Source organism: Streptococcus oralis, from assembly GCF_026782345.1.
GTDB lineage: Bacteria > Bacillota > Bacilli > Lactobacillales > Streptococcaceae > Streptococcus > Streptococcus oralis_CK.
This window is the reverse complement of sequence record NZ_JAKUWI010000001.1, coordinates 619,964-642,669: the sequence shown is the minus strand read 5'-3', so window position 1 is coordinate 642,669 and position 22,706 is coordinate 619,964. Positions and strand designations below refer to the sequence as shown.

Here is a 22,706-nt window from a genome sequence, read left to right as displayed (position 1 = left end):
GTGAATGATTCAAGTGCAAGGATTGTTGGTAGATAATGAAAGCAGATGTGTTCACTATCATGGTGAAAAGGATATTATTTCCCTCCAGTGCTATGAGTGTAAAAAATACTATGCTTGCTATCAGTGTCACAATGCTATAGAAACGCATTTGTTTTCACCTTACCCCTTGACGCTTGCGGAGGATCGACCGATTTTATGTGGGGCTTGTATGAGGACAATAACATTTCAAGAATATCAAAAACAAATAGCCTGCCCTTATTGCAAATCTCCATTTAATCCAGGGTGTAAACAACACTATTCCTACTATTTCAAATAAAATGAATCTATCCAAGTTCTAAACTTGGATTTTTCAATTTATTTCGGAAAATATAGAAAAAGTGGAAACACATTTCATCATAAAATGAGAAACTTATCTATACAGTGGTATAAAAATAGCAAAAATAGAAATAAATCATCTGAAACGCTTCCAACGTAAGTAAAAAGTTGACAAAAACAAATTTTAGGACTAAACTAAGTAAGTAAATTTTAAATAAAAGGAGAATTCATCATGAATTTAACATTTTTCGGTCTATGTCTTGCCTGTATGGGTGTATCTCTTGCAGAAGGATTTTTGATGAACGGTTTGTTCAAGTCTGCAGCACGCCAACCAGACATCATCCCACAATTGCGTAGTTTGATGATCATGGGGATTGCCTTTATCGAAGGAACATTCTTTGTAACTCTCGTATTTTCATTTATCATCAAATAAAGAGAAGTATAAAATGGAAAAGGGAGGATTCTAGATGGAAGAAAGTATCAATCCAACCATCAATATTGGTCCTGTTACCTTTGATTTAACCTTGACAGCATTGACTTTGTTGTCTGTGGCACTGATTTTTGGCTTTATCTATTGGGCAAGTCGTAATATGACTGTGAAACCCAAAGGAAAGCAAAATGTACTAGAGTATCTCTATGACTTTGTAGTCGGATTTACAGAACCCAACGTAGGTTCTCGGTACATGAAAGATTACTCACTCTTTTACTTGTGTTTATTTCTTTTTATGGTTATCGCAAACAATCTTGGTTTGATGGCGAAACTTCAAACTACAGATGGGACAAACCTTTGGACATCGCCAACTGCAAATCTCCAGTTTGACTTGGCTTTGTCATTTGGAATTATCCTGATGACCCATATAGAAGGAATTCGTCGTCGTGGTATTAAAAAATATCTGAAAGGCTTTGTTACCCCAGGTTTTATGACACCGATGAATCTCCTTGAAGAAGTCACGAATTTCCTATCACTTGCTTTGCGGGTATTCGGGAATATCTTTGCCGGAGAAGTGATGGCAAGCTTGCTTATTACTCTTTCTCATCAGGCTCTTTATTGGTATCCAGTGGCATTTGTTACCAATCTTGTCTGGACGGCATTCTCTGTGTTTATTTCCTGTGTTCAGGCTTATGTATTCACAGTCTTGTCTTCAATGTATCTAGGAAATAAAATTAATGATGAAGAGTAGAAAGGAGTAAATGATGCACGTAACAGTAGGTGAATTGATTGGTAACTTTATTTTAATTGCTGGCTCTTTTATCCTTTTGGTCGTCTTAGTCAAAAAATACGCGTGGTCAAACTTGACAAGTATCTTTGAAGAACGAGCTGAAAAGATTGCTGCTGATATTGATGGCGCTGAACAAGCTCGTCAAAAAGCAGAGACTCTTGCTCAAAAGCGCGAAGATGAATTAGCAGGTAGTCGTAGTGAAGCTAAAACTATCATTGAAAATGCTAAAGAGACAGCTGAAAAGAGTAAATCAGATATTTTGGCTGAAGCTAAGCTAGAAGCTGGTCGCTTGAAAGAAAAAGCTAACCAAGAAATTGCGCAAAACAAAGCTGAGGCTTTACAAAGTGTTAAGGGCGAGGTGGCAGATTTGACAGTTAGTCTAGCTGGGAAAATCATCTCACAAAACCTTGACAGTCATGCCCATAAGGAACTCATTGATCAGTATATCGATCAGCTAGGAGAGGCCTAATGGACAAGAAAACAGCAAAGGTAATTGAAAAATACAGCATGCCTTTTGTCCAATTAGTGATTGAAAAAGGAGAAGAGGACCGGATTTTTTCAGACTTGGATCAAATCAAGCAAGTCGCAGAAGAAACGGGCTTACCTTCTTTTTTAGCTCAGGTAGCAGTTGATGAGTCAGATAAGGAAAAAACAGTTCGTTTCTTTCAAGACTCTGTGTCACCTTTAATGCAAAACTTTATTCAAGTCCTGGTTTACAATCACAGAGCAAATCTTTTTTATGAGGTAATTGCGGATTGTTTGAATCGCCTTGAAAAAGAGACCAATCATTTTGTAGTCACGATTTCTTCAGCCCATCCTTTAACAGATGAACAGAAGGAACGTCTGCTCCCATTGATAGAGAAAAAAATGTCTCTGAAAGTGCGGAGTGTCAAAGAACAAATTGATGAAGGACTCATTGGTGGTTTTGTCATTTTTGCTAATCACAAGACAATTGATGTGAGTATTAAACAACAACTTCGAGTTGTTAAAGAAAATTTGAAATAGAAAGTGGTGTTCTTTTGGCAATTAACGCACAAGAAATCAGCGCTTTAATTAAGCAACAAATTGAAAATTTCAAACCCAATTTTGATGTATCTGAAACAGGTGTTGTAACCTATATCGGGGACGGAATTGCGCGTGCTCACGGCCTTGAAAATGCCATGAGTGGAGAGCTGTTGATTTTTGAAAATGGCTCTTATGGGATGGCGCAAAACTTGGAGTCAACAGACGTAGGGATTATCATCCTAGGTGACTTTACAGATATCCGTGAAGGCGATACCATTCGTCGTACAGGTAAAATCATGGAAGTTCCTGTTGGTGAGAGTCTTATTGGACGTGTTGTGGATCCACTTGGTCGTCCAGTTGACGGTCTTGGAGAAATCCATACTGATAAGTCTCGTCCAGTAGAGGCGCCGGCTCCTGGCGTTATGCAACGTAAGTCTGTATCAGAACCATTGCAAACAGGTTTGAAAGCTATTGATGCCCTTGTTCCGATTGGTCGTGGTCAACGTGAGTTGATTATCGGTGACCGTCAGACAGGGAAAACAACCATCGCTATTGATGCTATTTTGAACCAAAAAGGTCAAGATATGATCTGTATCTATGTAGCGATTGGGCAAAAAGAGTCAACTGTTCGTACGCAAGTTGAAACACTTCGTCAGTACGGTGCCTTGGACTACACAATCGTTGTGACAGCTTCTGCTTCACAACCTTCTCCATTGCTCTTCCTAGCTCCTTATGCTGGGGTTGCTATGTCAGAAGAGTTTATGTACCAAGGGAAGCATGTTTTGATCGTTTATGATGATCTTTCAAAACAAGCGGTCGCTTATCGTGAACTTTCCCTCTTGCTTCGTCGTCCACCAGGTCGTGAAGCCTTCCCTGGGGATGTTTTCTACCTTCACAGCCGTTTGCTTGAGCGTTCAGCTAAGGTTTCTGATGAACTTGGTGGTGGTTCAATCACAGCTCTACCATTTATCGAGACACAAGCAGGAGATATTTCTGCTTATATCGCAACCAACGTGATTTCAATCACAGATGGTCAAATCTTCCTTGGCGATGGTCTCTTCAATGCAGGTATTCGTCCAGCCATCGATGCGGGTTCATCTGTATCTCGTGTAGGTGGTTCTGCACAAATCAAAGCTATGAAGAAGGTTGCTGGTACACTTCGTATTGACCTTGCTTCATATCGTGAGTTGGAAGCCTTCACTAAGTTTGGTTCTGATCTGGATGCGGCTACTCAAGCTAAGTTAAATCGTGGACGTCGTACCGTTGAAGTTCTGAAACAACCAGTTCACAAACCATTACCTGTTGAGAAACAAGTAACCATTCTCTATGCTTTGACACATGGTTTCTTGGATACGATTCCTGTAGATGACATTGTTCGTTTTGAGGAAGAGTTTCATGATTTCTTTGATGCACAACATCCAGAGATTTTGGAAACTATTCGTGAAACAAAAGACTTGCCAGAAGAAGCAGTCTTGGATGCTGCGATTACAGAGTTTCTCAAACAATCCAGCTTCCAATAAGAATAGAGGTGTCAGATGGCAGTATCTCTAAATGATATTAAAACAAAAATCGCCTCAACAAAAAATACTAGTCAAATCACTAATGCCATGCAAATGGTATCGGCTGCTAAACTAGGTCGCTCTGAAGAAGCGGCTCGCAACTTCCAAGTTTATGCTCAGAAGGTTCGTAAGCTTTTGACGGATATTCTGCATGGTAACGGATCTGGTGGTTCAACCAATCCGATGCTCATCAGTCGCCCAGTTAAGAAAACAGGCTATATCGTTATCACTTCAGACCGTGGCTTGGTTGGAGGTTATAATGCTTCCATCCTTAAAGCTGTTATGGAGTTGAAAGAAGAATACCATCCAGATGGTAAAGGTTTTGAGATCATTTGTATCGGTGGTATGGGAGCTGATTTCTTTAAGGCTCGTGGTATTCAGCCAATCTATGAACTACGTGGCTTGGCAGATCAACCTAGTTTTGATGAAGTTCGTAAAATTATTTCAAAAACGATTGAGATGTACCAAAACGAACTTTTTGATGAATTATACGTCTGCTACAATCATCATGTCAATACTCTCACAAGTCAAATGCGTGTGGAACAAATGTTGCCGATTGTTGACTTAGATCCAAATGAAGCGGATGAAGAGTATAGCTTGACATTTGAGTTGGAAACGAGTCGTGATGAGATTCTAGAGCAGTTGTTACCTCAGTTTGCAGAAAGTATGATTTACGGGGCTATTATCGATGCCAAGACAGCTGAGAATGCTGCAGGTATGACAGCCATGCAAACGGCAACTGATAATGCCAAGAAAGTCATCAATGATTTGACAATCCAGTATAACCGTGCCAGACAGGCGGCGATTACACAAGAAATTACAGAAATTGTAGCGGGGGCTAGTGCCTTAGAATAAGGCTTTGCCTCCCTCGTATCAAAATGAACTTAGGACCTAGGTGAACTAGGAACCGACAGTATCTTATATAGAATAGGAGAAGGAGATGAGTTCAGGTAAAATTGCTCAGGTTATTGGACCCGTTGTCGACGTCTTGTTCGCAGCAGGTGAAACACTTCCTGAGATTAATAATGCACTTGTCGTCTACAAAAATGACGAAAGAAAAACAAAAATCGTCCTTGAAGTAGCCTTGGAGTTGGGTGATGGTATGGTTCGTACTATCGCCATGGAATCAACAGATGGTTTGACTCGTGGAATGGAAGTTTTGGACACGGGCCGTCCAATCTCTGTGCCAGTAGGTAAAGAAACTTTGGGACGTGTCTTCAACGTTTTGGGGGATACGATTGACTTGGATGCTCCTTTCGCTGAAGACGCTGAGCGTCAGCCAATTCATAAGAAAGCTCCAACTTTTGATGAATTGTCTACCTCATCTGAAATCTTGGAAACAGGGATCAAGGTTATCGACCTTCTTGCCCCTTACCTAAAAGGTGGTAAAGTTGGACTTTTCGGTGGTGCCGGAGTTGGTAAAACTGTCTTGATCCAAGAATTGATTCACAATATTGCCCAAGAACACGGTGGTATTTCAGTATTTACTGGTGTTGGGGAACGTACTCGTGAAGGGAACGACCTTTACTGGGAAATGAAAGAATCAGGTGTTATCGAGAAAACAGCCATGGTATTTGGTCAGATGAATGAACCACCTGGAGCACGTATGCGTGTTGCCCTTACTGGTTTGACAATTGCTGAATACTTCCGTGATGTAGAAGGCCAAGATGTGCTTCTCTTTATCGATAATATCTTCCGTTTCACTCAAGCTGGTTCAGAAGTATCTGCCCTTTTGGGTCGTATGCCTTCAGCCGTTGGTTACCAACCAACACTTGCTACGGAAATGGGTCAATTGCAAGAGCGTATCACATCAACTAAGAAAGGTTCTGTAACCTCTATCCAGGCTATCTACGTGCCTGCGGATGACTATACTGACCCTGCGCCAGCAACAGCCTTTGCTCACTTGGATTCAACGACTAACTTGGAACGTAAGTTGGTACAGTTGGGTATCTACCCAGCCGTTGATCCACTGGCTTCAAGCTCTCGTGCCTTGGCACCTGAGATTGTTGGTGAGGAGCACTATGCAGTTGCTGCTGAGGTCAAACGTGTCCTTCAACGTTACCATGAATTGCAAGATATCATTGCTATCCTTGGTATGGATGAACTCTCTGATGAAGAAAAGACTTTGGTTGCTCGTGCCCGTCGTATCCAGTTCTTCTTGTCTCAAAACTTTAACGTTGCCGAACAATTTACTGGCCAACCTGGTTCTTATGTACCAGTAGCGGAAACAGTTCGCGGCTTTAAGGAAATCCTTGAAGGAAAACATGACCATCTACCAGAAGATGCCTTCCGTGGTGTCGGTTCAATCGAAGATGTGATTGCAAAAGCTGAGAAAATGGGATTTTAAGAGGTGATTTATGGCTCATTTAACTGTCCAGATCGTGACACCAGATGGCCTCGTCTATGATCACCATGCCAGCTTTGTATCGGTACGAACTCTGGATGGTGAGATGGGGATCTTGCCACGACATGAAAATATGATTGCGGTTTTAGCGGTTGATGAAGTAAAGGTAAAACGAATCGATGACGATACTCATGTGAACTGGATTGCAGTGAACGGAGGAATTATCGAGATTGCCAATGACATTATTACTATTGTAGCAGACTCAGCAGAACGTGCTCGTGATATCGATATCAGCCGTGCCCAACGTGCTAAACTTCGTGCTGAACGTGAGATTGAAGAAGCACAAGATAAACACTTGATTGACCAAGAACGGCGAGCTAAGGTTGCTTTACAACGTGCCATTAACCGTATCAATGTCGGAAATAAACTATAAAAAAAAAATGAACTTGCTTATGCAAGTTCATTTTTATTTTACATTAATGTTTAAATGTGATGCAAACGGCTTCGGGAACTTGGAAATCGTTAGAAAGCTCAGCTAATCGACCAGTTTCGGGATTACGTTTAAAGACGGTTGCATTATCTGAATCTTGGTGAACAGCAATGAGAAATTCTTGGTCAGGAGTAAGATTGAAATCGCGCGGATTTTGTCCATGGCTGGGCACAATTTCTAATAATTCCAGACTACCATCAGCTAGGATGCTAAATACAGCAATGGAATCATGACCTCGGTTTGATGCATAGAGATATTTACCATCTTTTGAAAGACGAATGGCGGCAGTAGCATTAAATCCCTCATATCCATCTGGCAAAGTCGAAATGACTTGCATGCGTTCAAATTCACCAACACCATCGTAAATCAAGACTTCAATGGTACTGTTGAGTTCACAGATGAGGTAGGCAATCTTATAATGATGATGGAAAACGATGTGGCGAGCACCTGCCCCAGCTTGGCTGTTATAAGTGTAGAGTTTACTTAGTTTTCCTTCTGGGCTAACATCGTAGGTAGTTACTTCATCCGTGCCTAGATCACATGTAACGAGATACTGGTCAGGTGTTAGATCCGTAAAGTGTACATGTGGGGAAGCTTGGTTTTCATGAGGGCCTTGTCCGCTATGCTGATCCAGATCTGTTTGGATGAGGCTACCATCTGTTTGACGTTTATAAACTAGAACTTGACCTTTATGATAGTTGGCCCCATAAACGAGATTACGTTTTTCATCTACTGCCACATAACAATGAGGAGCGCCTTCTTCCACCACATGATTTAACAAAGTGCCATCTGTCTTGTAAGCAGCGATTCCACCCAAGCCATCCTGGCTCCCTACGGTGTATAAATGTTGCTGTTGGTCAAAGGCAAGGTAGGTCGGACTTGGTTCAGCAGCAAAGAGTTCAAGATTTGCAAGCTGGCCTGTTTCTGTATTAAAATCAGCTTTGTAAATCCCTTTAGATAAGCGACGAGTGTAAGTTCCAAAATAAACAGTTTCTTTCATGTCCATACCTCTTAATAATGATAAATTTATTATACCACAAAATGAAATTCTTAACTGACTTTCATCATTTTTTGAAAATTACAGAAAACACCTTAGGGAGATTTATTTAGTTTTTACCTTGCTTTCAAAAATCAAAGTGATATAATAATCATATATTTGATTTAAAGGAGTGCCTTATGAAAAAACGTATTTTTCTAACGGCTGCAGTAGCAGTGTTGTCCTCAGCACTACTAGCAGCTTGTTCGTCTGGTGGTAAAAATGCCAACCAACCTGTGACTTATACTTATGTCTTCTCATCGGATCCCGCAACTTTGGACTACACAGTTTCTGGAAATTCCAGTACCAAACAGGTGACTGGGAATGTCATCGATGGTTTGCTTGAGAATGACCAATATGGAAATCTTGTACCGTCTATAGCAGAGGACTGGAGTGTTTCTAAAGATGGTTTGACTTACACCTATAAAATCCGAAAAGGGATTAAGTGGTACACTAATGAAGGCGAAGAATATGGTGAAGTAAAGGCTCAGGATTTCGTGACAGGTTTGAAACATGCTGTCGCTAAGAAATCACAAGCCCTCTATCTCGTACAGGATTCAATCAAAGGGTTGGATGATTATATTAACGGGAAAACAAATGATTTTTCTACTGTTGGAATTAAGGCGACAGATGATTATACACTCGTTTATACGCTTAATAATCCTGAATCTTTCTGGAATTCCAAGACAACGATGGGTGTTTTAGCACCAATCAATGAAGACTTTTTAGCCTCTAAAGGGGATGATTTTGGTAAACCTACTGATGTTACAAGTATTCTATACAATGGTCCTTACCTTCTGAAAGGTCTCACATCGAAATCTTCAATCGAGATGACAAAAAACCAAAACTATTGGGATAAAGGAAATGTCTTCATTGATGATATAAAATTGACCTTCTTTGATGGTCAAGATGCAGACTCTCTTGGTCGTGGTTTTGATGAAGGCCACTACCCAGCAGCTCCGCTCTTTAAGAATTCTGCAAACTATGATCGATTTAAAGAAAAATACAAAGACAACATTGTGTATGGTCAACAAAGAGGAGGTAGCTACTACATTTCAACTAATATTGACCGTGTAGCCTATAACCATACTTCTAAAACAACGGACGAAGAAAAAACATCTACTAAGAAAGCTTTGTTGAACAAAGATTTCCGCCAAGCCTTGGCTTTTGGAGCAGATCGTAAGGCTGCTGTCTCTCAAGTATTTGGTGATGAAGTTGCCCCTCGTAAATTACGTACTAGCTTTACACCTCCAACATTTGTTCAAATTGGAGATCAATCTTTTGGTCAAGTAACAAAAACAGAACTTGACAAGTTGGATACTGCTTGGAGCGATGTTAGCTTAGATGATGCACAAGATTCACTTCATAATGTAGATAAAGCTAAAACTAAACTTGAAGCGGCTAAGAAAACTCTTCAAGCTGACGGTGTTCAGTTCCCTATTCATTTGGACTTGCCAGTTTCCTCTACTCAAACAGATTTTGTACGTCAAGCTCAATCGTATAAACAATCAATAGAGGAAGCTCTTGGAGTTGAAAATGTAGTGGTTGATATCCAACAAGTTTCTGATGATGAATTGGGAAGTATGACCGTTCTTGCAACTTCAAAAGACAATATCGACTGGGATATCAATCCAAACAGTGGATGGAGCCCAGACTATGCAGATCCATCAACCTATCTTGATGCATTTGATCCAACATCTGGACCAACTCTTCTTGGAGCACTTGGTATTGCACCAGGATCAGATAGTTCAGCCATTAAGGCAGTAGGATTGGATAAATACAAAGAATTACTTGATGATGCAAACAGTGAGAAAACAGATCTCGAAAAACGCTATTCAAAATATGCTAAAGCTCAAGCATGGTTGACAGATAGTGCTCTAGTTATTCCTGTACACTCAGACGGTGCCCAAATGCTTGTTACAAAGAAAGTTCCAGGAACAGGAGCAGATGGTTGGGTCGGCGATAAAACAGGCGAAAACAGTTATAAATATCTGAAGATTCAAGATAAGATTGTGACAAGTAAAGAAATGGAAGAATTCCGCAAGAAATTTGCTGAAGAAAAAGCAAAATCAAACGAGGAATACCAAAAACAACTATCAAGTCATATTAAAGATTAAATAAATCTCCTCAATTGAGGAGATTTTTCTTTTTGTCTATCTATGTAAGCACTTAAAAAAAGAGTTATTTTAGTCTAAAAATGGTATAATGAGAGAATGACAGAAAGGATGTATTTATGGAACATAAAGAGAAACATTTTAGCCTATCTTGGTTCTTCAAGTGGTTTTTAGATAATAAAGCTATTACTGTATTCTTGGTGACCTTGTTACTGGGCTTGAACCTTTTCATTCTAAGTAAGATTAGTTTTATTTTTTTACCAGTTTTAGATTTTCTAGGAGTTGTCATGTTGCCAGTTATTTTATCTGGTTTACTTTATTATCTCCTCAATCCGATTGTTGACTGGATGGAGAAACACAAAATCAATCGTGTTCTTGCCATTAGTATTCTCTTTGTTATAATTGGTCTCTTTATCATTTGGGGGCTAGCGGTTGCTATTCCAAATCTGCAACGTCAGGTCTTAAATTTTGCGAAGAATGTGCCGACATACCTGGAAGATGCTGATAAGGTGATCAATGATCTTGTAACCAAACGTTTACCAGATGATTTTAGACCGCAATTGGAGCAGGTTCTTGCCAATATTTCTACTGAAGCGACCATGTGGGCGAGCAAAATCTCTTCCCAAGCCGTTAACTGGGTGAGTGCCTTTGTCAGCAGTGTATCCCAGGTTATTGTAGCGGTCATTATCGTACCTTTCATGCTCTTTTATCTTTTACGCGATGGGAAAGGTTTGCGAGATTATTTGACTAAGTTTATTCCCACGAAGTTAAAGGAACCAGTAGGACAAGTTTTGTCAGATGTTAATAAACAGTTATCAAACTACGTTAGAGGACAGGTTACAGTTGCTATTATAGTGGCGATTATGTTTATTATCTTCTTTAGGATTATTGGTCTCAGATATGCTGTGACCCTGGGGATTACGGCTGGTATCCTCAATCTAGTACCTTACCTGGGTAGTTTTCTAGCGATGTTGCCTGCTTTGGTTTTGGGCTTGATTGCAGGACCTGTCATGCTTTTAAAAGTAATTATTGTCTTTATTGTTGAACAAACGATTGAGGGTCGCTTCGTTTCCCCACTTATTTTAGGTAGTCAGCTAAATATCCATCCGATCAATGTCCTCTTTGTTCTCCTAACTTCAGGGTCTATGTTTGGTATTTGGGGAGTTTTGCTGGGAATTCCTGTCTATGCCTCTGCTAAGGTCGTTATCTCAGCTATCTTTAACTGGTATAAAAAAGTCAGCGGTTTGTATGAAGAAGAAGGGGAGGAAATCAAGAGTGAACAATAGTCAACGCATGCTCCAAGCTTTGGATGAACAGGATTTAACCAAAGCGGATCAGTATTTTCATAAAGCCCTCGAAACGGATTCGACCGAAGTTCTCTACGAACTAGCTAGTTATCTCGAAGGAATCGGCTTTTATCCCCAAGCTAAGGAAATCTATCTAAAAATTGTGTCAGAATTTCCAGAAGTGAATCTGAACCTGGCAACCATTGCTAGCGAGGATGGCAATGTTGAGGAAGCCTTTGCTTACCTTGAGGAAATCACACCCGAAAGTGACTGGTATGTATCGGCCTTGGCCTTGAAGGCAGACCTCTATCAGTTGGAAGGATTGACAGATGTAGCACGAGAAAAGTTACTGGAAGCCTTAAATTACTCAGACGATCCCTTATTAGTTTTTGGTTTGGCTGAATTGGATAGCGAGTTAGGGAACTATCAGGAAGCTATTCAGGGTTATGCTCAATTAGACAATCGCTCTATCTATGAGCAAACGGGCGTCTCAACTTATCAGCGAATTGGCTATGCTTATGCCCAGTTAGGTAAGTTTGAAGCTGCAACAGAATTCTTAGAAAAAGCTTTAGAATTAGAATATGATGACCAAACTGCCTTTGAACTGGCTAGTCTTTACTTTGACCAAGAAGAGTATCAAAAATCTGTTCTTTACTTTAAGCAGATTGATACCATTTCACCAGATTTTGAAGGATATGAATATGGTTATAGTCAAGCCTTGCATAAGGAACATCAGGTGGAAGAGGCCCTTCATATCGTTAAAAAAGGACTGGAGAAAAATCCATTTGAGACTCGGCTCTTACTAGCTGCTTCTCAGTTCTCGTACGAATTGCATGATACTAGTGCTGCAGAGCAGTTTCTCCTTACTGCTAAGGATGATGCAGAGGATACAGAAGAAATTTTCCTTCGCCTTGCAACTATTTATATGGAACAAGAGCGGTATGAAGATATCATTGCTCTCCAAAGTCAAGAACCTGAAAATCTCTTGACTAGGTGGATGATTGCCCGTTCTTACCAGGAAATCGAGGATTTAGATAAGGCCTATGAGCTTTATCAGGAACTATCGTCTGACCTCAAGGATAATCCTGAGTTTCTGGAGCAGTATAGCTATCTATTGCGTGAATTAGGATATTTTGAAGAGGCCAAGATACAAGTTGAAGCTTATTTAAAACTCATTCCAGATGATGTTCAGATGCAAGAACTCTTAGAAACACTTTAAAAGTTATCTCTCGAAAAACGTATCCGTCAATTTGTCAGATACGTTTTTTTAGGAGAAATGGAATTTTTTTACAATTACTCTTGCTAAATTGTTTATTTATGCTATAATAGGAACAATTATTTTTAGGAGGTGCAGTATGTCTTATATGTTTGAGATATTACCAAGTTTGTTAAACGGTGCAAGTATGACACTTCAAGTCTTTGCTCTGGTTTTAATTTTTTCAATTCCCTTAGGTATTGTCGTTGCCTTTGCTTTGCAAGTCCGTTGGAAACCCCTCCATTATCTTATTGACCTTTATATTTGGGTAATGCGAGGAACTCCCTTGCTTTTGCAATTAATCTTTATTTACTATGTGCTCCCTAGTGTTGGGATACGTTTAGATCGTTTGCCAGCTGCTGTGATTGCTTTTGTATTGAACTATGCAGCCTACTTTGCCGAAATCTTTCGTGGTGGGATCGAAACCATTCCAAAAGGGCAGTATGAAGCCGCAAAAGTGTTAAAATTTAGCTCCTTTGATACAGTTCGCTACATCATCCTTCCTCAGGTTACAAAGATTGTCTTACCGAGTGTCTTTAATGAAATTATGAGTCTGGTCAAGGATACTTCTTTGGTCTATGCTTTGGGGATTTCAGATTTGATTTTGGCTAGTCGGACTGCAGCTAATCGAGATGCCAGTCTTGTGCCTATGTTTTTAGCTGGAGCGATTTATTTGATTATGATTGGTCTTGTAACCATTGTAGCGAAAAAACTTGAGAAGAAGTACGGTTATTACAGATAGGAGGATTGCTATGTTAGAATTACGAAACATCAACAAGGCCTTTGGTGGCAAACAAATCTTAACCAATTTCAGCCTATCAATTCCTGAAAAGCAAATCCTCGCAATCGTAGGTCCATCAGGAGGTGGAAAGACCACCCTATTACGTATGCTAGCTGGACTGGAAACCATCGATTCTGGGGAAATCTACTATAACGGCGAATCGCTAGCTATAGACGAACTAGAAAAGCGAAATCTTCTAGGATTTGTTTTCCAAGATTTTCAACTCTTTCCGCATTTGTCAGTTCTAGATAACTTAACTCTGTCGCCCATAAAAACGATGAGCATGGAGAAGGAAGTTGCAGAGAAGAAGGCGCGTGGTTTGTTAGAACAACTTGGGTTAGCAGGGTATGCAGATGCCTTTCCTTTCTCGCTTTCAGGTGGGCAAAAACAACGGGTGGCCTTAGCACGCGCCATGATGATAAACCCAGAAATTATTGGATATGATGAGCCTACATCGGCCTTAGATCCAGAGTTGCGATTAGAAGTAGAAAAACTTATCCTTCAAAATAAAGAGCGTGGGATGACTCAGATTGTTGTGACCCACGATCTTCAGTTTGCGGAAAACATTGCTGATCAGATTCTTAAGGTTGATCCAAAGTAGGACTAGGAGGTGCCTATGAAGAGAAAGAAAATTGCCCTTGTACTTGCTCTGTTCTTTAGCTTCTTCCTGACGGCTTGTACTCAGAAGGCAAGTGATCCAAATCAGGATAATTGGGCCAAATATCAAAAACAGGGAAGCATTACCATTGGCTTTGACAATACCTTTGTTCCCATGGGATTTGAGGAAAAGAATGGCCAGTATGCAGGCTTTGATATTGACCTGGCCCAAGCTGTTTCTGAAAAGCTAGGAATTCAGATTAAATTTCAACCCATCGACTGGGATATGAAAGAAACCGAGCTACAAAATGGTACCATTGATGCCATCTGGAATGGCTATACAGCTACAGATGAACGGAAAGAGAAGGTTGCTTTTACCATTCCTTACATGGAAAATCAACAAGTTTTAGTCTCTAAAAAGTCTCAAAATATCCACTCAATTCAGGATATGACTGACAAAGTTTTAGGGGCCCAGGCAGGATCTTCTGGCTATTTGAATTTTGAAGGACAACCAGAACTACTCAAGAATCGAGTGAAAGATCAGAAGGCCAATCAATACCAAAGTTTCAATGAAGCCTTAATTGATTTGAAAAACGATCGGATTGATGCCTTGTTGATTGACCGGGTATATGCCAATTATTATCTCCAGTCTGAAGGAATATTAAATGACTACAATGTCTTTTCAGCTGGATTTGAAAGTGAAGCTTTTGCAGTGGGTGTTAGACCTGCTGATAAAACTTTGCTAGCTGCTCTGAATCAGGCTTTTGTATCACTATACCAAGAAGGAAAATTCCAGGAAATCAGCCAGAAATGGTTTGGACAGGATGTAGCCACCAGTCAAGTTAAAAATCAAGAATAAGAAAAGAGATTGAGTTTTTTCTCAGTCTCTTTTTGTATCGAAAAATCCTCTGGCAAGTACCAGAGGATAGGGGTTTATACTCAATGAAAATCAAAGAGCAAACTAGGAAGCTAGCCGCAGGCTGCTCAAAACACTGTTTTGAGGTTGTAGATAAGACTGACAAAGTCAGGAACATATATCTACGGCAAGGCAACGCTGACGTAGTTTGAAGAGATTTTCGAAGAGTATTATTTCATTGTTGGGAAGAGCAATACATCACGGATAGTGGTTGTATCAGTGAGGAGCATGCAGAGACGGTCGATACCGATACCCAAACCACCTGTTGGTGGCATACCGTATTCAAGAGCCTCGATGTAGTCGTAGTCGATACCTGTTGCTTCATCATCACCAAGTTCTTTGGCTTTTGCTTGGGCTTCAAAACGGCTAAGCTGGTCGATTGGGTCGTTCAACTCAGAATAGGCATTACCGTACTCCTTAGTCATGATAAAGAGCTCAAAACGGTCAGTAAAGCGCTCGTCTTCAGGGTTTTTCTTAGCAAGTGGAGAGACAGCTACTGGATGCCCATAAACGAAGGTTGGTTGGATCAATGTTTCTTCGACAAATTCTTCAAAGAAGGCATTGATGATGTGACCAACTTCAGTGTAGTGTTTCTCAACTGGAACTTTCTTCTCAGCAGCGATAGCTTTGGCTTCCTCGAAAGTCATATCTTGCCAGAAGTCTACACCAGTAATTTCTTTGATAGCATCCACCATGTGAACACGTTTAAATGGTTCATTGATTTTGATTTCAGTACCTTGGTAGTTGACTGGACCATCACCTTTGACAGCCTTTGCAGCATGCTGGATAATACCTTCTGTCAAATCCATAATATCATGGAAATCGGCATAAGCTTGGTAAACCTCAATCATAGTAAATTCAGGATTATGAGTTGCATCCATTCCTTCGTTACGGAAGATACGGCCAATCTCATAGACGCGTTCCATACCACCGACAATTAGACGTTTAAGATGAAGTTCTAGAGCTATCCGAAGCACCATGTCAATATTTTGAGCATTGTGGTGTGTAATAAATGGTTTGGCAGCAGCACCACCGGCCTCGTTGTGAAGTACAGGTGTTTCCACTTCAAGAAAATCATGTCCATCTAGATAACGACGGATTTCAGAGATGATTTTTGAACGAGTGACAAAACGTTCAAAACTTTCACGGTTAGAAATCAAGTCAAGGTAGCGTTTACGGTAAATTGTTTCAACGTCAGTCAAACCGTGGAATTTCTCAGGAAGAGGGCGAAGTGCTTTTGACAAGTGTGTGATGTGAGTTGCCTTGATAGAAAGTTCTCCCATATCTGTACGCATGACTTCACCTTCGACACCGAGGAAGTCACCGAGATCAGCCTTCTTAAAGATTTCGTAGTTTTCTTCACCGACTTCGTCTTTACGAACGTAGATTTGGATTTGACCTTCTCGGTCTTGAAGATGGGCGAAGCCGACTTTTCCTTTACCACGTTTACTAACTAAACGTCCAGCGATAGTAGCAGTTTCGTTTAATTCATGTAATTGTTCTTTATCGAGTTCTGCAAATTTGTCTTTTAGTTCTTGAGAGTTAGCAGTACGTTCAAAACGTTTACCGAAAGGATCAATTCCTTGTTCACGGAGCGCAGCCATTTTTTCACGGCGAACGATCTGCTGGTCATTTAGTTCTTCCATATGTTCTGTAGACATGAAATCCTCCTAATTTTACTCAAAATTTGATACGATGAGTCTTTTTGCGATACTCCCATTTTATCATAAATAGTCAAGAAATTCACGGATATTCTTTGAAAACTAAAAAGAACTTGACCATTAAGATCAAGTTCCATTATTTTCCTTGATAGGAAGTGTCATTCCACCTTTCCAGAGTGAAGGTTTCAAAATCCTTGGTTTCTAAAACTGTTAGACTAGCATTGGCTAAGCCTCCATCTTTGCGAAGGTGAGCTTCTTTATAGCCTAAAAGTGTGCGTAGGCTAGCAGTGAGATTTGCCCCATGTCCGACAATCAAAATTCTTTCAGCCGGACTTTCTTTCAGAGATTTGATAAACTGAATGGTGCGTTGAGTTGTAGAGTAGAGGGATTCTGCTTCAAACATTCTTGTATCGAACTTAGCTAAGTTTGTACGAAAAGCCTTGATTTGTTGTGGGTAGATGGCCTCTAATGTTGCAATTTTTAATCCCTCTAGTTTTCCGAGATGCCATTCACGCAGGTCAGGAATAGCCTTTAAAGGACATTGTATCTGGAGTTGACTTTGGATAATTTTAGCAGATTTGACCGCTCTTGGTAAATCACTTGAATAAATCTCATCGAAAGGAATATTGCTGAGATATTGACCGAGCGCCTTTAAGGTATCAATAGACTCAGGAAGAAGAGGTGAGTCCCCTCCGGCACCTTGGAAACGTCCTTCAAGATTCCAGATAGTTCGGCCATGACGCACAAAATAGAGTTTCATCAGTTGTTTTCCTCCAAGATATCTGCAAAATCTGCTTTCACAAAGCTAGCCAAATCTTGTGGAGCAATAATGATACTATGCCCGACTTCCCCAGCAGAGACGATCATTTTGTCTAAATCTAAAGCTGTTTTATCAATAAAAATAGGATAGTTGTGTTTTTGGCGAATGCCGACGGGGTTATTAGCTCCATGAATGTAGCCTGTCGTTTTTTCTAGGTCTTTTTGTGGAATCATACTCACTTTTTTATTACCAGAAACCTTTGCTAATTTTTTTTCAGCGAGGTGTTCTGTTATGGGGACGATTCCGATAATTGGGCCTGTCTTGTCCCCCAGCAGAGCCAAGGTTTTAAAGATATGTGTTCGATCATATTCCGAAGGAAGTTCACCCTCAAGCGCATTGATTTGAATCCCTGTATGCTCAATTCCTGCTTTGGTTAAGATTTGCTCGACAAGAGTTTTTTTAATTTTTACTTTTTTTGCCATTATTTATACTTATCCTCCAATTGACTCATCCAGATACCAAGCCAAATGCCAAGCGCAAAGAAGAAGGCGATGAGAACATAGCTCACGATAGAAAGTCCAGTATATTGGATACTTTCAGCACTTCCAGCATTTGGAATCAAAATCAAGAGAGTGCTTGATAGCACAATCCCAATAATAAAGTGATAAACACGGGAGTGGTAATTGTTCAAGGCATGGTCCATTAATTTTGAAAAGATAATGAGAGTTGCTCCTGCACCAATCCCGATAGGAAGGAAGGTACCAAATAAATCAAAGGTCTTAAAGCCAGTTAGCATTGGAGCGTACAGTCCTAAAATCAAGAGTAGATTTGATGGACTTAAACCAGGCACCAAGACACCAAGAGCTAAAAGAACACCTGCCAAGATGAAACTAGCGAAACTGGCGCTGAGAGATCCAACAACAAAGTTTAGCGCGTAGAGCCCTAGACCTGAAAGGATAAAGGTAGTCCAGAACCAGACTAGGTCAATCTTGTCACGATCAGATTCTCGAGTAGATTCTCTAAGGAGGCTAGGAACTGTACCGATGATAGCTCCAGCAAAGCTCCATAAAACATAGACTTGGTAATTTTCTAGCAAATACTCAATCGGATAGGAAAACAAACCAATACCTAGCAACATCCCGATAGCTACTGGGATAAAGTATAGGACATTCTCTTTAAAATCCTTAAAGGGATGAGCCAGAAAACTAATCATTCGCTCGTAAATTCCCAAAATCGCTGCTAGAACACCACCAGAAATTCCGGGTAGGATAAATCCTAAGGCGATGACGATTCCTTTGATAACTCTTGCAATCCATGAAAACATATTAGACTCCTCAATTTCATAAATTTCTTTCTCTGTCTTATCAATTATAACACAGACAGCAAAAAAATGAAAAAGCAAGTGAAAAAGTTGCGATTTTCACTTGCTTTATGGTCTTAAAAATAGCTTTCGGAAGGTTTCTTCTTTTTCCTTATCAGTAGAAATGAGATTGATGTCTAGGTGATGTTCAAATCCTGCAATTTTTCCTTTGGAAGTATACTGATGGAGGTCATAGTCTAAATCAGTATTGGGTGTGGACTCAAAGTAGCCTGAGTCTGTCCCATAAGAAGGAATCCAAACAGCGGAGAAATTTTCCGTATTGATGCTATGTTCTTGCATGAAATAGACACCAATGTAAATCCCGATATTTTTAGCGCCCAGCGATTCAAGCTTAGCTCGAAAAGCTTCGACTCCGTCATTCATATCTGCCATTGTTTTTTTCTCAACGTCAAGCCAGTAATAACTAGGGTTGTATGGAGAAGCAGAATTGTAGAAAACTTCAGCCGCTTTTTCCATTTCTTCTTTGTTCGTACCAGCTAGATAAGCATAGACGGCTACGGGAACATTGCGCTTTTGAAATTCTGAAATGTGATTTTTATAGGCTTTATCGACCCCGTTGATAAAGGCTGCATCATTTGCTTCCGTGTGTTGAGTACCACTGTGCACGCGAACAATAGCTCCAGAAATATTTTGAGATAAAATATCGTAGTTTATCTCCTCCGGTCTTTGCCAACCAGAAATGTCAATAATGGGTTTATCAAGATTATGCAAGGCCTGGTTTTCAACTTGGACAGTGTTGCTTTTTGACTTGACCGAATGGTCTTCATAAGCTGGTTTATTAAAGATTAAAATAGCTATAACAATGGTGAATAGACTAAAAATAATAGCTGGATGAATCTCTTTTCTCATATCTAATTAGTTTAACGTAAATAGATAAAAAAATCAAAGAAAACGTTGAAAAGATGAATGAACTAGCATGTTTTCCCCTATTTCTCTGTTTGTTTACTCCTAAGGAAGTAAATTATGGTATAATATAAGGGAATTTTTACAGAAAAGAGAATAGTATGTCAAATTATGCCATTATCTTAGCAGCGGGTAAAGGTACTCGCATGAAATCAGATCTTCCAAAGGTACTTCATAAAGTAGCAGGAATTTCGATGTTGGAGCATGTTTTTCGTAGTGTTGATGCTATTCAACCTGAAAAAACAGTCACTGTTGTGGGACACAAGGCGGAGTTAGTTGAGCAAGTATTGGCTGGTCAGACAGACTTTGTCACTCAATCGGAACAACTAGGAACTGGGCATGCCGTTATGATGGCAGAGCCTATTCTCCAAAATCGCTCTGGGCACACCTTGGTTATTGCTGGAGATACTCCTCTGATTACAGGTGAAAGCTTGAAAAATCTCTTGGATTTCCATATCAATCACAAAAATGTGGCGACTATTTTAACGGCTGAAGCAGCAGATCCTTTTGGGTATGGTCGTATCGTCCGTAACGATAATGCTGAAGTTCTTCGCATTGTGGAGCAGAAAGATGCCACAGATTTTGAAAAGCAAATTAAGGAAATCAATACAGGAACATATGTATTCGACAATGAACGTCTTTTTGAGGCCCTTAAAAACATCAACACCAACAATGCCCAAGGTGAATACTATATTACTGATGTGATTGGTATTTTCCGTAACGCAGGTGAGAAGGTTGGCGCCTATACTCTCAAGGATTTTGATGAAAGTCTTGGAGTAAACGACCGTGTGGCTCTTGCCACTGCGGAAGCAGTGATGCGCCGCCGTATCAATCAAAAGCACATGGTTAATGGTGTTAGCTTTGTCAATCCTGAAGCAACTTACATTGATATTGATGTCGAGATTGCACCCGAAGTCCAAATCGAAGCCAACGTTACCTTGAAAGGTCAAACGAAGATTGGGGCGGAAACTGTTTTAACAAATGGAACTTATATCGTGGATAGTGCTATCGGAGCTGGAGCTGTGATTACGAATTCCATGATTGAGGAAAGTACAGTTGCAGATGGTGTGACAGTCGGTCCGTATGCTCATATTCGTCCAGGCTCAAGTCTAGCTTCCCAAGTTCACATTGGAAACTTTGTTGAAGTAAAAGGATCTTCAATCGGTGAAAATACCAAGGCAGGTCATTTGACCTATATCGGAAACTGTGAGGTAGGTAGCCATGTTAACTTTGGCGCAGGCACGATTACAGTTAACTACGACGGGAAGAATAAGTACAAGACTGTCATTGGCAATAATGTCTTTGTTGGATCAAACTCAACCATCATTGCTCCAGTGGAACTTGGTGATAATTCACTAGTTGGAGCTGGTTCAACGATTACAAAAGATGTTCCAGCTGACGCCATTGCTATTGGACGTGGACGTCAAGTTAATAAAGATGAATATGCATTACGTTTGCCTCATCATCCTAAGAATCAGTAGGAGTCTATCATGGAATTTGAAGAAAAAACGATTAGCCGGAAGGAAATCTATCAAGGTCCTATTTTTAAGCTGGTGCAAGATCAGGTGGAACTACCAGAAGGGAAGGGAACTGCCCAACGTGATCTGATTTTTCACAATGGAGGCGTATGTGTTCTAGCTGTGACAGCTGAGGATAAAATCGTCCTTGTTAAGCAATACCGAAAAGCTATTGAAGCTATCTCTTATGAAATTCCTGCTGGTAAACTGGAAATTGGTGAAAATGCAGATCCCATGTCGGCGGCTCTTCGTGAATTGGAGGAGGAAGTTGCCTATACGGGTAAGTTAGAGCTTCTATATGATTTCTACTCTGCTATTGGTTTTTGTAATGAAAAATTAAAACTCTACCTCGCAAGAGATTTAACTAAGGTGGAAAATCCTCGTCCGCAAGATGATGATGAAACCTTGGAAGTTCTAGAGGTCAGCCTTGAGGAAGCAAAAAACTTAATTCAGTCTGGCCATATCTGTGATGCCAAGACGATTATGGCAATCCAGTACTGGGAATTGCAAAAGAAATAGAGGAGTAGCCCATGGGAAAACCTTTGTTAACAGATGAAATAATCGAACGTGCCAATCGTGGGGAGAAAATCTCTGGGCCACCTCTTCAAGATGACGAGGAAACTAAAATTTTATCAACTTCTTCACAAAACTTTGGTTATTCACGTTCTAGAGACTATAATTCTATTCAAGATACCTTAACAATTGAAGTAGAGCCAACGATTCATAAGAGCCGTCGCATTGAGAATACTAAGAGAAATGTTTTTAACTCGAAACTAAACAGAATCTTATTTACAGTTATCCTTCTCTTGATTTTACTTGTGTTGGCGATGAAACTTTTGTAATAGAAAAGGAAATAAAATGAAAATTGGAATCATTGCAGCAATGCCAGAAGAGCTCCTACACTTGACTCAGAATTTAGATAGAGCGCAAGAAGTCCAAGTCCTCGGAAATACTTACTACACTGGCACTGTTGGCAAGACAGAAGTTGTTCTAGTTCAGAGTGGGATTGGAAAGGTCATGTCAGCTATGAGTGTAGCTGTTCTAGCTGACCATTTCCAAGTAGATGCCGTTATCAATACAGGATCAGCAGGTGCAGTTGCAGAAGGGATTGCCGTTGGAGATGTAGTGATCGCGGATAAATTGGCTTACCATGATGTGGATGTAACTGCTTTTGGCTATGCTTATGGTCAGATGGCTGGTCAACCTCTTTACTTTGAATCCGATAAGAACTTTATCGCTAGGATTAAAGAGAATTTATCTCAATTAGAACAGACCTGGCACCTAGGATTGATTGCCACAGGGGATAGCTTTATAGCTGGAGATGATAAGATTGCTAGTATCAAATCCCACTTTCCGGATGTTTTAGCAGTTGAAATGGAAGGGGCAGCGATTGCACAGGCAGCTCAGGCTCTTGGCCTACCTTTCCTAGTCATTCGTGCCATGAGCGACAATGCCAATCACGAGGCTTCTATCTCTTTTGATGAGTTTATCATTGAAGCTGGACGTCGTTCTGCCCAAGTTTTACTGGCCTTTTTAAAGGTTATGGATTAAGCGGAAATTTGACAG

Annotated in this window: 25 protein-coding genes; 19 read left to right on the top strand and 6 right to left on the bottom strand. The window is 40.3% G+C overall.

The window, feature by feature from the left end; genetic code table 11:
- Positions 1 to 4: 4 nt before the first annotated feature.
- The 9 genes from MK405_RS03170 to MK405_RS03130 all read left to right on the top strand — a co-directional run bounded on the left by MK405_RS03170 (position 5) and on the right by MK405_RS03130 (position 6,876).
- A complete protein-coding gene (locus MK405_RS03170) occupies positions 5 to 316 on the top strand; it encodes a CHY zinc finger protein (RefSeq protein WP_080566831.1) in 312 nt (103 codons plus the stop codon).
- 231 nt (positions 317 to 547) lie between these two features.
- Positions 548 to 748 carry a F0F1 ATP synthase subunit C gene (locus tag MK405_RS03165; RefSeq protein WP_001054552.1) on the top strand — a complete coding sequence of 67 codons (201 nt, stop codon included), beginning with the start codon at positions 548 to 550 and terminating at the stop codon, positions 746 to 748.
- 34 nt (positions 749 to 782) lie between these two features.
- The gene (gene atpB / locus MK405_RS03160; protein WP_000392854.1) at positions 783 to 1,496 is read left to right on the top strand and encodes a F0F1 ATP synthase subunit A; all 714 of its coding nucleotides are present in this window, start codon (positions 783 to 785) and stop codon (positions 1,494 to 1,496) included.
- A gap of 13 nt (positions 1,497 to 1,509) precedes the next feature.
- Complete coding sequence (gene atpF, locus MK405_RS03155; RefSeq protein ID WP_000558551.1) at positions 1,510 to 2,004, top strand: F0F1 ATP synthase subunit B; 495 nt, start codon at positions 1,510 to 1,512, stop codon at positions 2,002 to 2,004.
- The gene (locus tag MK405_RS03150; RefSeq protein ID WP_167265659.1) at positions 2,004 to 2,540 is read left to right on the top strand and encodes a F0F1 ATP synthase subunit delta; all 537 of its coding nucleotides are present in this window, start codon (positions 2,004 to 2,006) and stop codon (positions 2,538 to 2,540) included. The genes atpF and MK405_RS03150 overlap by 1 nt, the downstream gene beginning before the upstream one ends.
- A gap of 14 nt (positions 2,541 to 2,554) precedes the next feature.
- Complete coding sequence (gene atpA, locus MK405_RS03145; RefSeq protein ID WP_268704295.1) at positions 2,555 to 4,060, top strand: F0F1 ATP synthase subunit alpha; 1,506 nt, start codon at positions 2,555 to 2,557, stop codon at positions 4,058 to 4,060.
- 15 nt (positions 4,061 to 4,075) lie between these two features.
- Positions 4,076 to 4,954 (top strand): F0F1 ATP synthase subunit gamma, encoded by an 879-nt coding sequence (locus tag MK405_RS03140; RefSeq protein WP_061414282.1) that lies wholly within the window; start codon positions 4,076 to 4,078, stop codon positions 4,952 to 4,954.
- An 85-nt stretch (positions 4,955 to 5,039) separates the two neighbouring features.
- On the top strand, positions 5,040 to 6,446 hold the full coding sequence (atpD, locus tag MK405_RS03135) for a F0F1 ATP synthase subunit beta (protein WP_000094371.1): 1,407 nt from the start codon (positions 5,040 to 5,042) through the stop codon (positions 6,444 to 6,446).
- 10 nt (positions 6,447 to 6,456) lie between these two features.
- The gene (locus MK405_RS03130) at positions 6,457 to 6,876 is read left to right on the top strand and encodes a F0F1 ATP synthase subunit epsilon (RefSeq protein ID WP_000940837.1); all 420 of its coding nucleotides are present in this window, start codon (positions 6,457 to 6,459) and stop codon (positions 6,874 to 6,876) included.
- Between the two features lie 43 nt (positions 6,877 to 6,919).
- Here the strand turns inward: MK405_RS03130 and MK405_RS03125 are convergent, their stop codons facing one another.
- Entirely contained in the window at positions 6,920 to 7,933 is a 1,014-nt protein-coding gene (locus tag MK405_RS03125; protein WP_007519705.1) for a lactonase family protein, read from the bottom strand.
- A gap of 176 nt (positions 7,934 to 8,109) precedes the next feature.
- Here MK405_RS03125 and MK405_RS03120 point away from each other — a divergent pair, with 176 nt between their 5' ends.
- From MK405_RS03120 to MK405_RS03095, 6 genes are all read left to right on the top strand, one after another.
- Complete coding sequence (locus MK405_RS03120) at positions 8,110 to 10,086, top strand: peptide ABC transporter substrate-binding protein (RefSeq protein WP_268704294.1); 1,977 nt, start codon at positions 8,110 to 8,112, stop codon at positions 10,084 to 10,086.
- A 116-nt stretch (positions 10,087 to 10,202) separates the two neighbouring features.
- Entirely contained in the window at positions 10,203 to 11,369 is a 1,167-nt protein-coding gene (locus MK405_RS03115; RefSeq protein WP_268704293.1) for an AI-2E family transporter, read from the top strand.
- Positions 11,359 to 12,588: a tetratricopeptide repeat protein gene (locus MK405_RS03110; protein ID WP_268704292.1), complete on the top strand. Its 1,230-nt coding sequence runs from the start codon at positions 11,359 to 11,361 to the stop codon at positions 12,586 to 12,588. The genes MK405_RS03115 and MK405_RS03110 overlap by 11 nt, the downstream gene beginning before the upstream one ends.
- A gap of 136 nt (positions 12,589 to 12,724) precedes the next feature.
- Positions 12,725 to 13,366: an amino acid ABC transporter permease gene (locus MK405_RS03105; protein WP_268704291.1), complete on the top strand. Its 642-nt coding sequence runs from the start codon at positions 12,725 to 12,727 to the stop codon at positions 13,364 to 13,366.
- A gap of 10 nt (positions 13,367 to 13,376) precedes the next feature.
- Complete coding sequence (locus MK405_RS03100) at positions 13,377 to 14,006, top strand: amino acid ABC transporter ATP-binding protein (RefSeq protein ID WP_268704290.1); 630 nt, start codon at positions 13,377 to 13,379, stop codon at positions 14,004 to 14,006.
- 15 nt (positions 14,007 to 14,021) lie between these two features.
- The gene (locus tag MK405_RS03095; protein ID WP_268704289.1) at positions 14,022 to 14,861 is read left to right on the top strand and encodes an amino acid ABC transporter substrate-binding protein; all 840 of its coding nucleotides are present in this window, start codon (positions 14,022 to 14,024) and stop codon (positions 14,859 to 14,861) included.
- 227 nt (positions 14,862 to 15,088) lie between these two features.
- Here MK405_RS03095 and lysS read toward each other — a convergent pair whose 3' ends face one another.
- The 5 genes from lysS to MK405_RS03070 all read right to left on the bottom strand — a co-directional run bounded on the left by lysS (position 15,089) and on the right by MK405_RS03070 (position 19,569).
- Positions 15,089 to 16,579: a lysine--tRNA ligase gene (gene lysS / locus MK405_RS03090; protein WP_000102434.1), complete on the bottom strand. Its 1,491-nt coding sequence runs from the start codon at positions 16,577 to 16,579 to the stop codon at positions 15,089 to 15,091.
- Positions 16,580 to 16,715: 136 nt separating this feature from the next.
- Positions 16,716 to 17,339: a histidine phosphatase family protein gene (locus tag MK405_RS03085; protein WP_084873004.1), complete on the bottom strand. Its 624-nt coding sequence runs from the start codon at positions 17,337 to 17,339 to the stop codon at positions 16,716 to 16,718.
- The gene (locus MK405_RS03080) at positions 17,339 to 17,821 is read right to left on the bottom strand and encodes an aminoacyl-tRNA deacylase (protein ID WP_001085914.1); all 483 of its coding nucleotides are present in this window, start codon (positions 17,819 to 17,821) and stop codon (positions 17,339 to 17,341) included. Before MK405_RS03080 ends, MK405_RS03085 begins: the two co-directional genes overlap by 1 nt.
- Complete coding sequence (locus tag MK405_RS03075; protein WP_472980041.1) at positions 17,821 to 18,741, bottom strand: DUF368 domain-containing protein; 921 nt, start codon at positions 18,739 to 18,741, stop codon at positions 17,821 to 17,823. The genes MK405_RS03080 and MK405_RS03075 overlap by 1 nt, the downstream gene beginning before the upstream one ends.
- A gap of 27 nt (positions 18,742 to 18,768) precedes the next feature.
- On the bottom strand, positions 18,769 to 19,569 hold the full coding sequence (locus MK405_RS03070) for a glycoside hydrolase family 25 protein (RefSeq protein ID WP_084875294.1): 801 nt from the start codon (positions 19,567 to 19,569) through the stop codon (positions 18,769 to 18,771).
- Between the two features lie 155 nt (positions 19,570 to 19,724).
- Here MK405_RS03070 and glmU point away from each other — a divergent pair, with 155 nt between their 5' ends.
- The 4 genes from glmU to MK405_RS03050 are packed head-to-tail and all read left to right on the top strand — an operon-like array spanning position 19,725 to position 22,691.
- Complete coding sequence (glmU, locus tag MK405_RS03065; protein ID WP_268704288.1) at positions 19,725 to 21,104, top strand: bifunctional UDP-N-acetylglucosamine diphosphorylase/glucosamine-1-phosphate N-acetyltransferase GlmU; 1,380 nt, start codon at positions 19,725 to 19,727, stop codon at positions 21,102 to 21,104.
- A gap of 9 nt (positions 21,105 to 21,113) precedes the next feature.
- Complete coding sequence (locus MK405_RS03060) at positions 21,114 to 21,659, top strand: NUDIX hydrolase (RefSeq protein ID WP_000393798.1); 546 nt, start codon at positions 21,114 to 21,116, stop codon at positions 21,657 to 21,659.
- An 11-nt stretch (positions 21,660 to 21,670) separates the two neighbouring features.
- Positions 21,671 to 21,982 carry a cell wall synthase accessory phosphoprotein MacP gene (gene macP, locus MK405_RS03055; RefSeq protein WP_000517856.1) on the top strand — a complete coding sequence of 104 codons (312 nt, stop codon included), beginning with the start codon at positions 21,671 to 21,673 and terminating at the stop codon, positions 21,980 to 21,982.
- A gap of 16 nt (positions 21,983 to 21,998) precedes the next feature.
- A complete protein-coding gene (locus MK405_RS03050) occupies positions 21,999 to 22,691 on the top strand; it encodes a 5'-methylthioadenosine/adenosylhomocysteine nucleosidase (protein ID WP_033584167.1) in 693 nt (230 codons plus the stop codon).
- Positions 22,692 to 22,706: the final 15 nt, after the last annotated feature.

Excerpts from the sequence above, each read along its gene's own strand:
- MK405_RS03170 (WP_080566831.1), top strand. The coding sequence starts at position 5 with ATGATTCAAGTGCAAGGATTGTTGGTAGATAATGAAAGCAGATGTGTT.
- MK405_RS03165 (WP_001054552.1), top strand. The coding sequence starts at position 548 with ATGAATTTAACATTTTTCGGTCTATGTCTTGCCTGTATGGGTGTATCT.
- atpB (WP_000392854.1), top strand. The coding sequence starts at position 783 with ATGGAAGAAAGTATCAATCCAACCATCAATATTGGTCCTGTTACCTTT.
- atpF (WP_000558551.1), top strand. The coding sequence starts at position 1,510 with ATGCACGTAACAGTAGGTGAATTGATTGGTAACTTTATTTTAATTGCT.
- MK405_RS03150 (WP_167265659.1), top strand. The coding sequence starts at position 2,004 with ATGGACAAGAAAACAGCAAAGGTAATTGAAAAATACAGCATGCCTTTT.
- MK405_RS03140 (WP_061414282.1), top strand. The coding sequence starts at position 4,076 with ATGGCAGTATCTCTAAATGATATTAAAACAAAAATCGCCTCAACAAAA.
- atpD (WP_000094371.1), top strand. The coding sequence starts at position 5,040 with ATGAGTTCAGGTAAAATTGCTCAGGTTATTGGACCCGTTGTCGACGTC.
- MK405_RS03130 (WP_000940837.1), top strand. The coding sequence starts at position 6,457 with ATGGCTCATTTAACTGTCCAGATCGTGACACCAGATGGCCTCGTCTAT.
- MK405_RS03125 (WP_007519705.1), bottom strand. The coding sequence starts at position 7,933 with ATGAAAGAAACTGTTTATTTTGGAACTTACACTCGTCGCTTATCTAAA.
- MK405_RS03120 (WP_268704294.1), top strand. The coding sequence starts at position 8,110 with ATGAAAAAACGTATTTTTCTAACGGCTGCAGTAGCAGTGTTGTCCTCA.
- MK405_RS03115 (WP_268704293.1), top strand. The coding sequence starts at position 10,203 with ATGGAACATAAAGAGAAACATTTTAGCCTATCTTGGTTCTTCAAGTGG.
- MK405_RS03105 (WP_268704291.1), top strand. The coding sequence starts at position 12,725 with ATGTCTTATATGTTTGAGATATTACCAAGTTTGTTAAACGGTGCAAGT.
- MK405_RS03100 (WP_268704290.1), top strand. The coding sequence starts at position 13,377 with ATGTTAGAATTACGAAACATCAACAAGGCCTTTGGTGGCAAACAAATC.
- MK405_RS03095 (WP_268704289.1), top strand. The coding sequence starts at position 14,022 with ATGAAGAGAAAGAAAATTGCCCTTGTACTTGCTCTGTTCTTTAGCTTC.
- lysS (WP_000102434.1), bottom strand. The coding sequence starts at position 16,579 with ATGTCTACAGAACATATGGAAGAACTAAATGACCAGCAGATCGTTCGC.
- MK405_RS03085 (WP_084873004.1), bottom strand. The coding sequence starts at position 17,339 with ATGAAACTCTATTTTGTGCGTCATGGCCGAACTATCTGGAATCTTGAA.
- MK405_RS03080 (WP_001085914.1), bottom strand. The coding sequence starts at position 17,821 with ATGGCAAAAAAAGTAAAAATTAAAAAAACTCTTGTCGAGCAAATCTTA.
- MK405_RS03070 (WP_084875294.1), bottom strand. The coding sequence starts at position 19,569 with ATGAGAAAAGAGATTCATCCAGCTATTATTTTTAGTCTATTCACCATT.
- glmU (WP_268704288.1), top strand. The coding sequence starts at position 19,725 with ATGTCAAATTATGCCATTATCTTAGCAGCGGGTAAAGGTACTCGCATG.
- MK405_RS03060 (WP_000393798.1), top strand. The coding sequence starts at position 21,114 with ATGGAATTTGAAGAAAAAACGATTAGCCGGAAGGAAATCTATCAAGGT.
- macP (WP_000517856.1), top strand. The coding sequence starts at position 21,671 with ATGGGAAAACCTTTGTTAACAGATGAAATAATCGAACGTGCCAATCGT.
- MK405_RS03050 (WP_033584167.1), top strand. The coding sequence starts at position 21,999 with ATGAAAATTGGAATCATTGCAGCAATGCCAGAAGAGCTCCTACACTTG.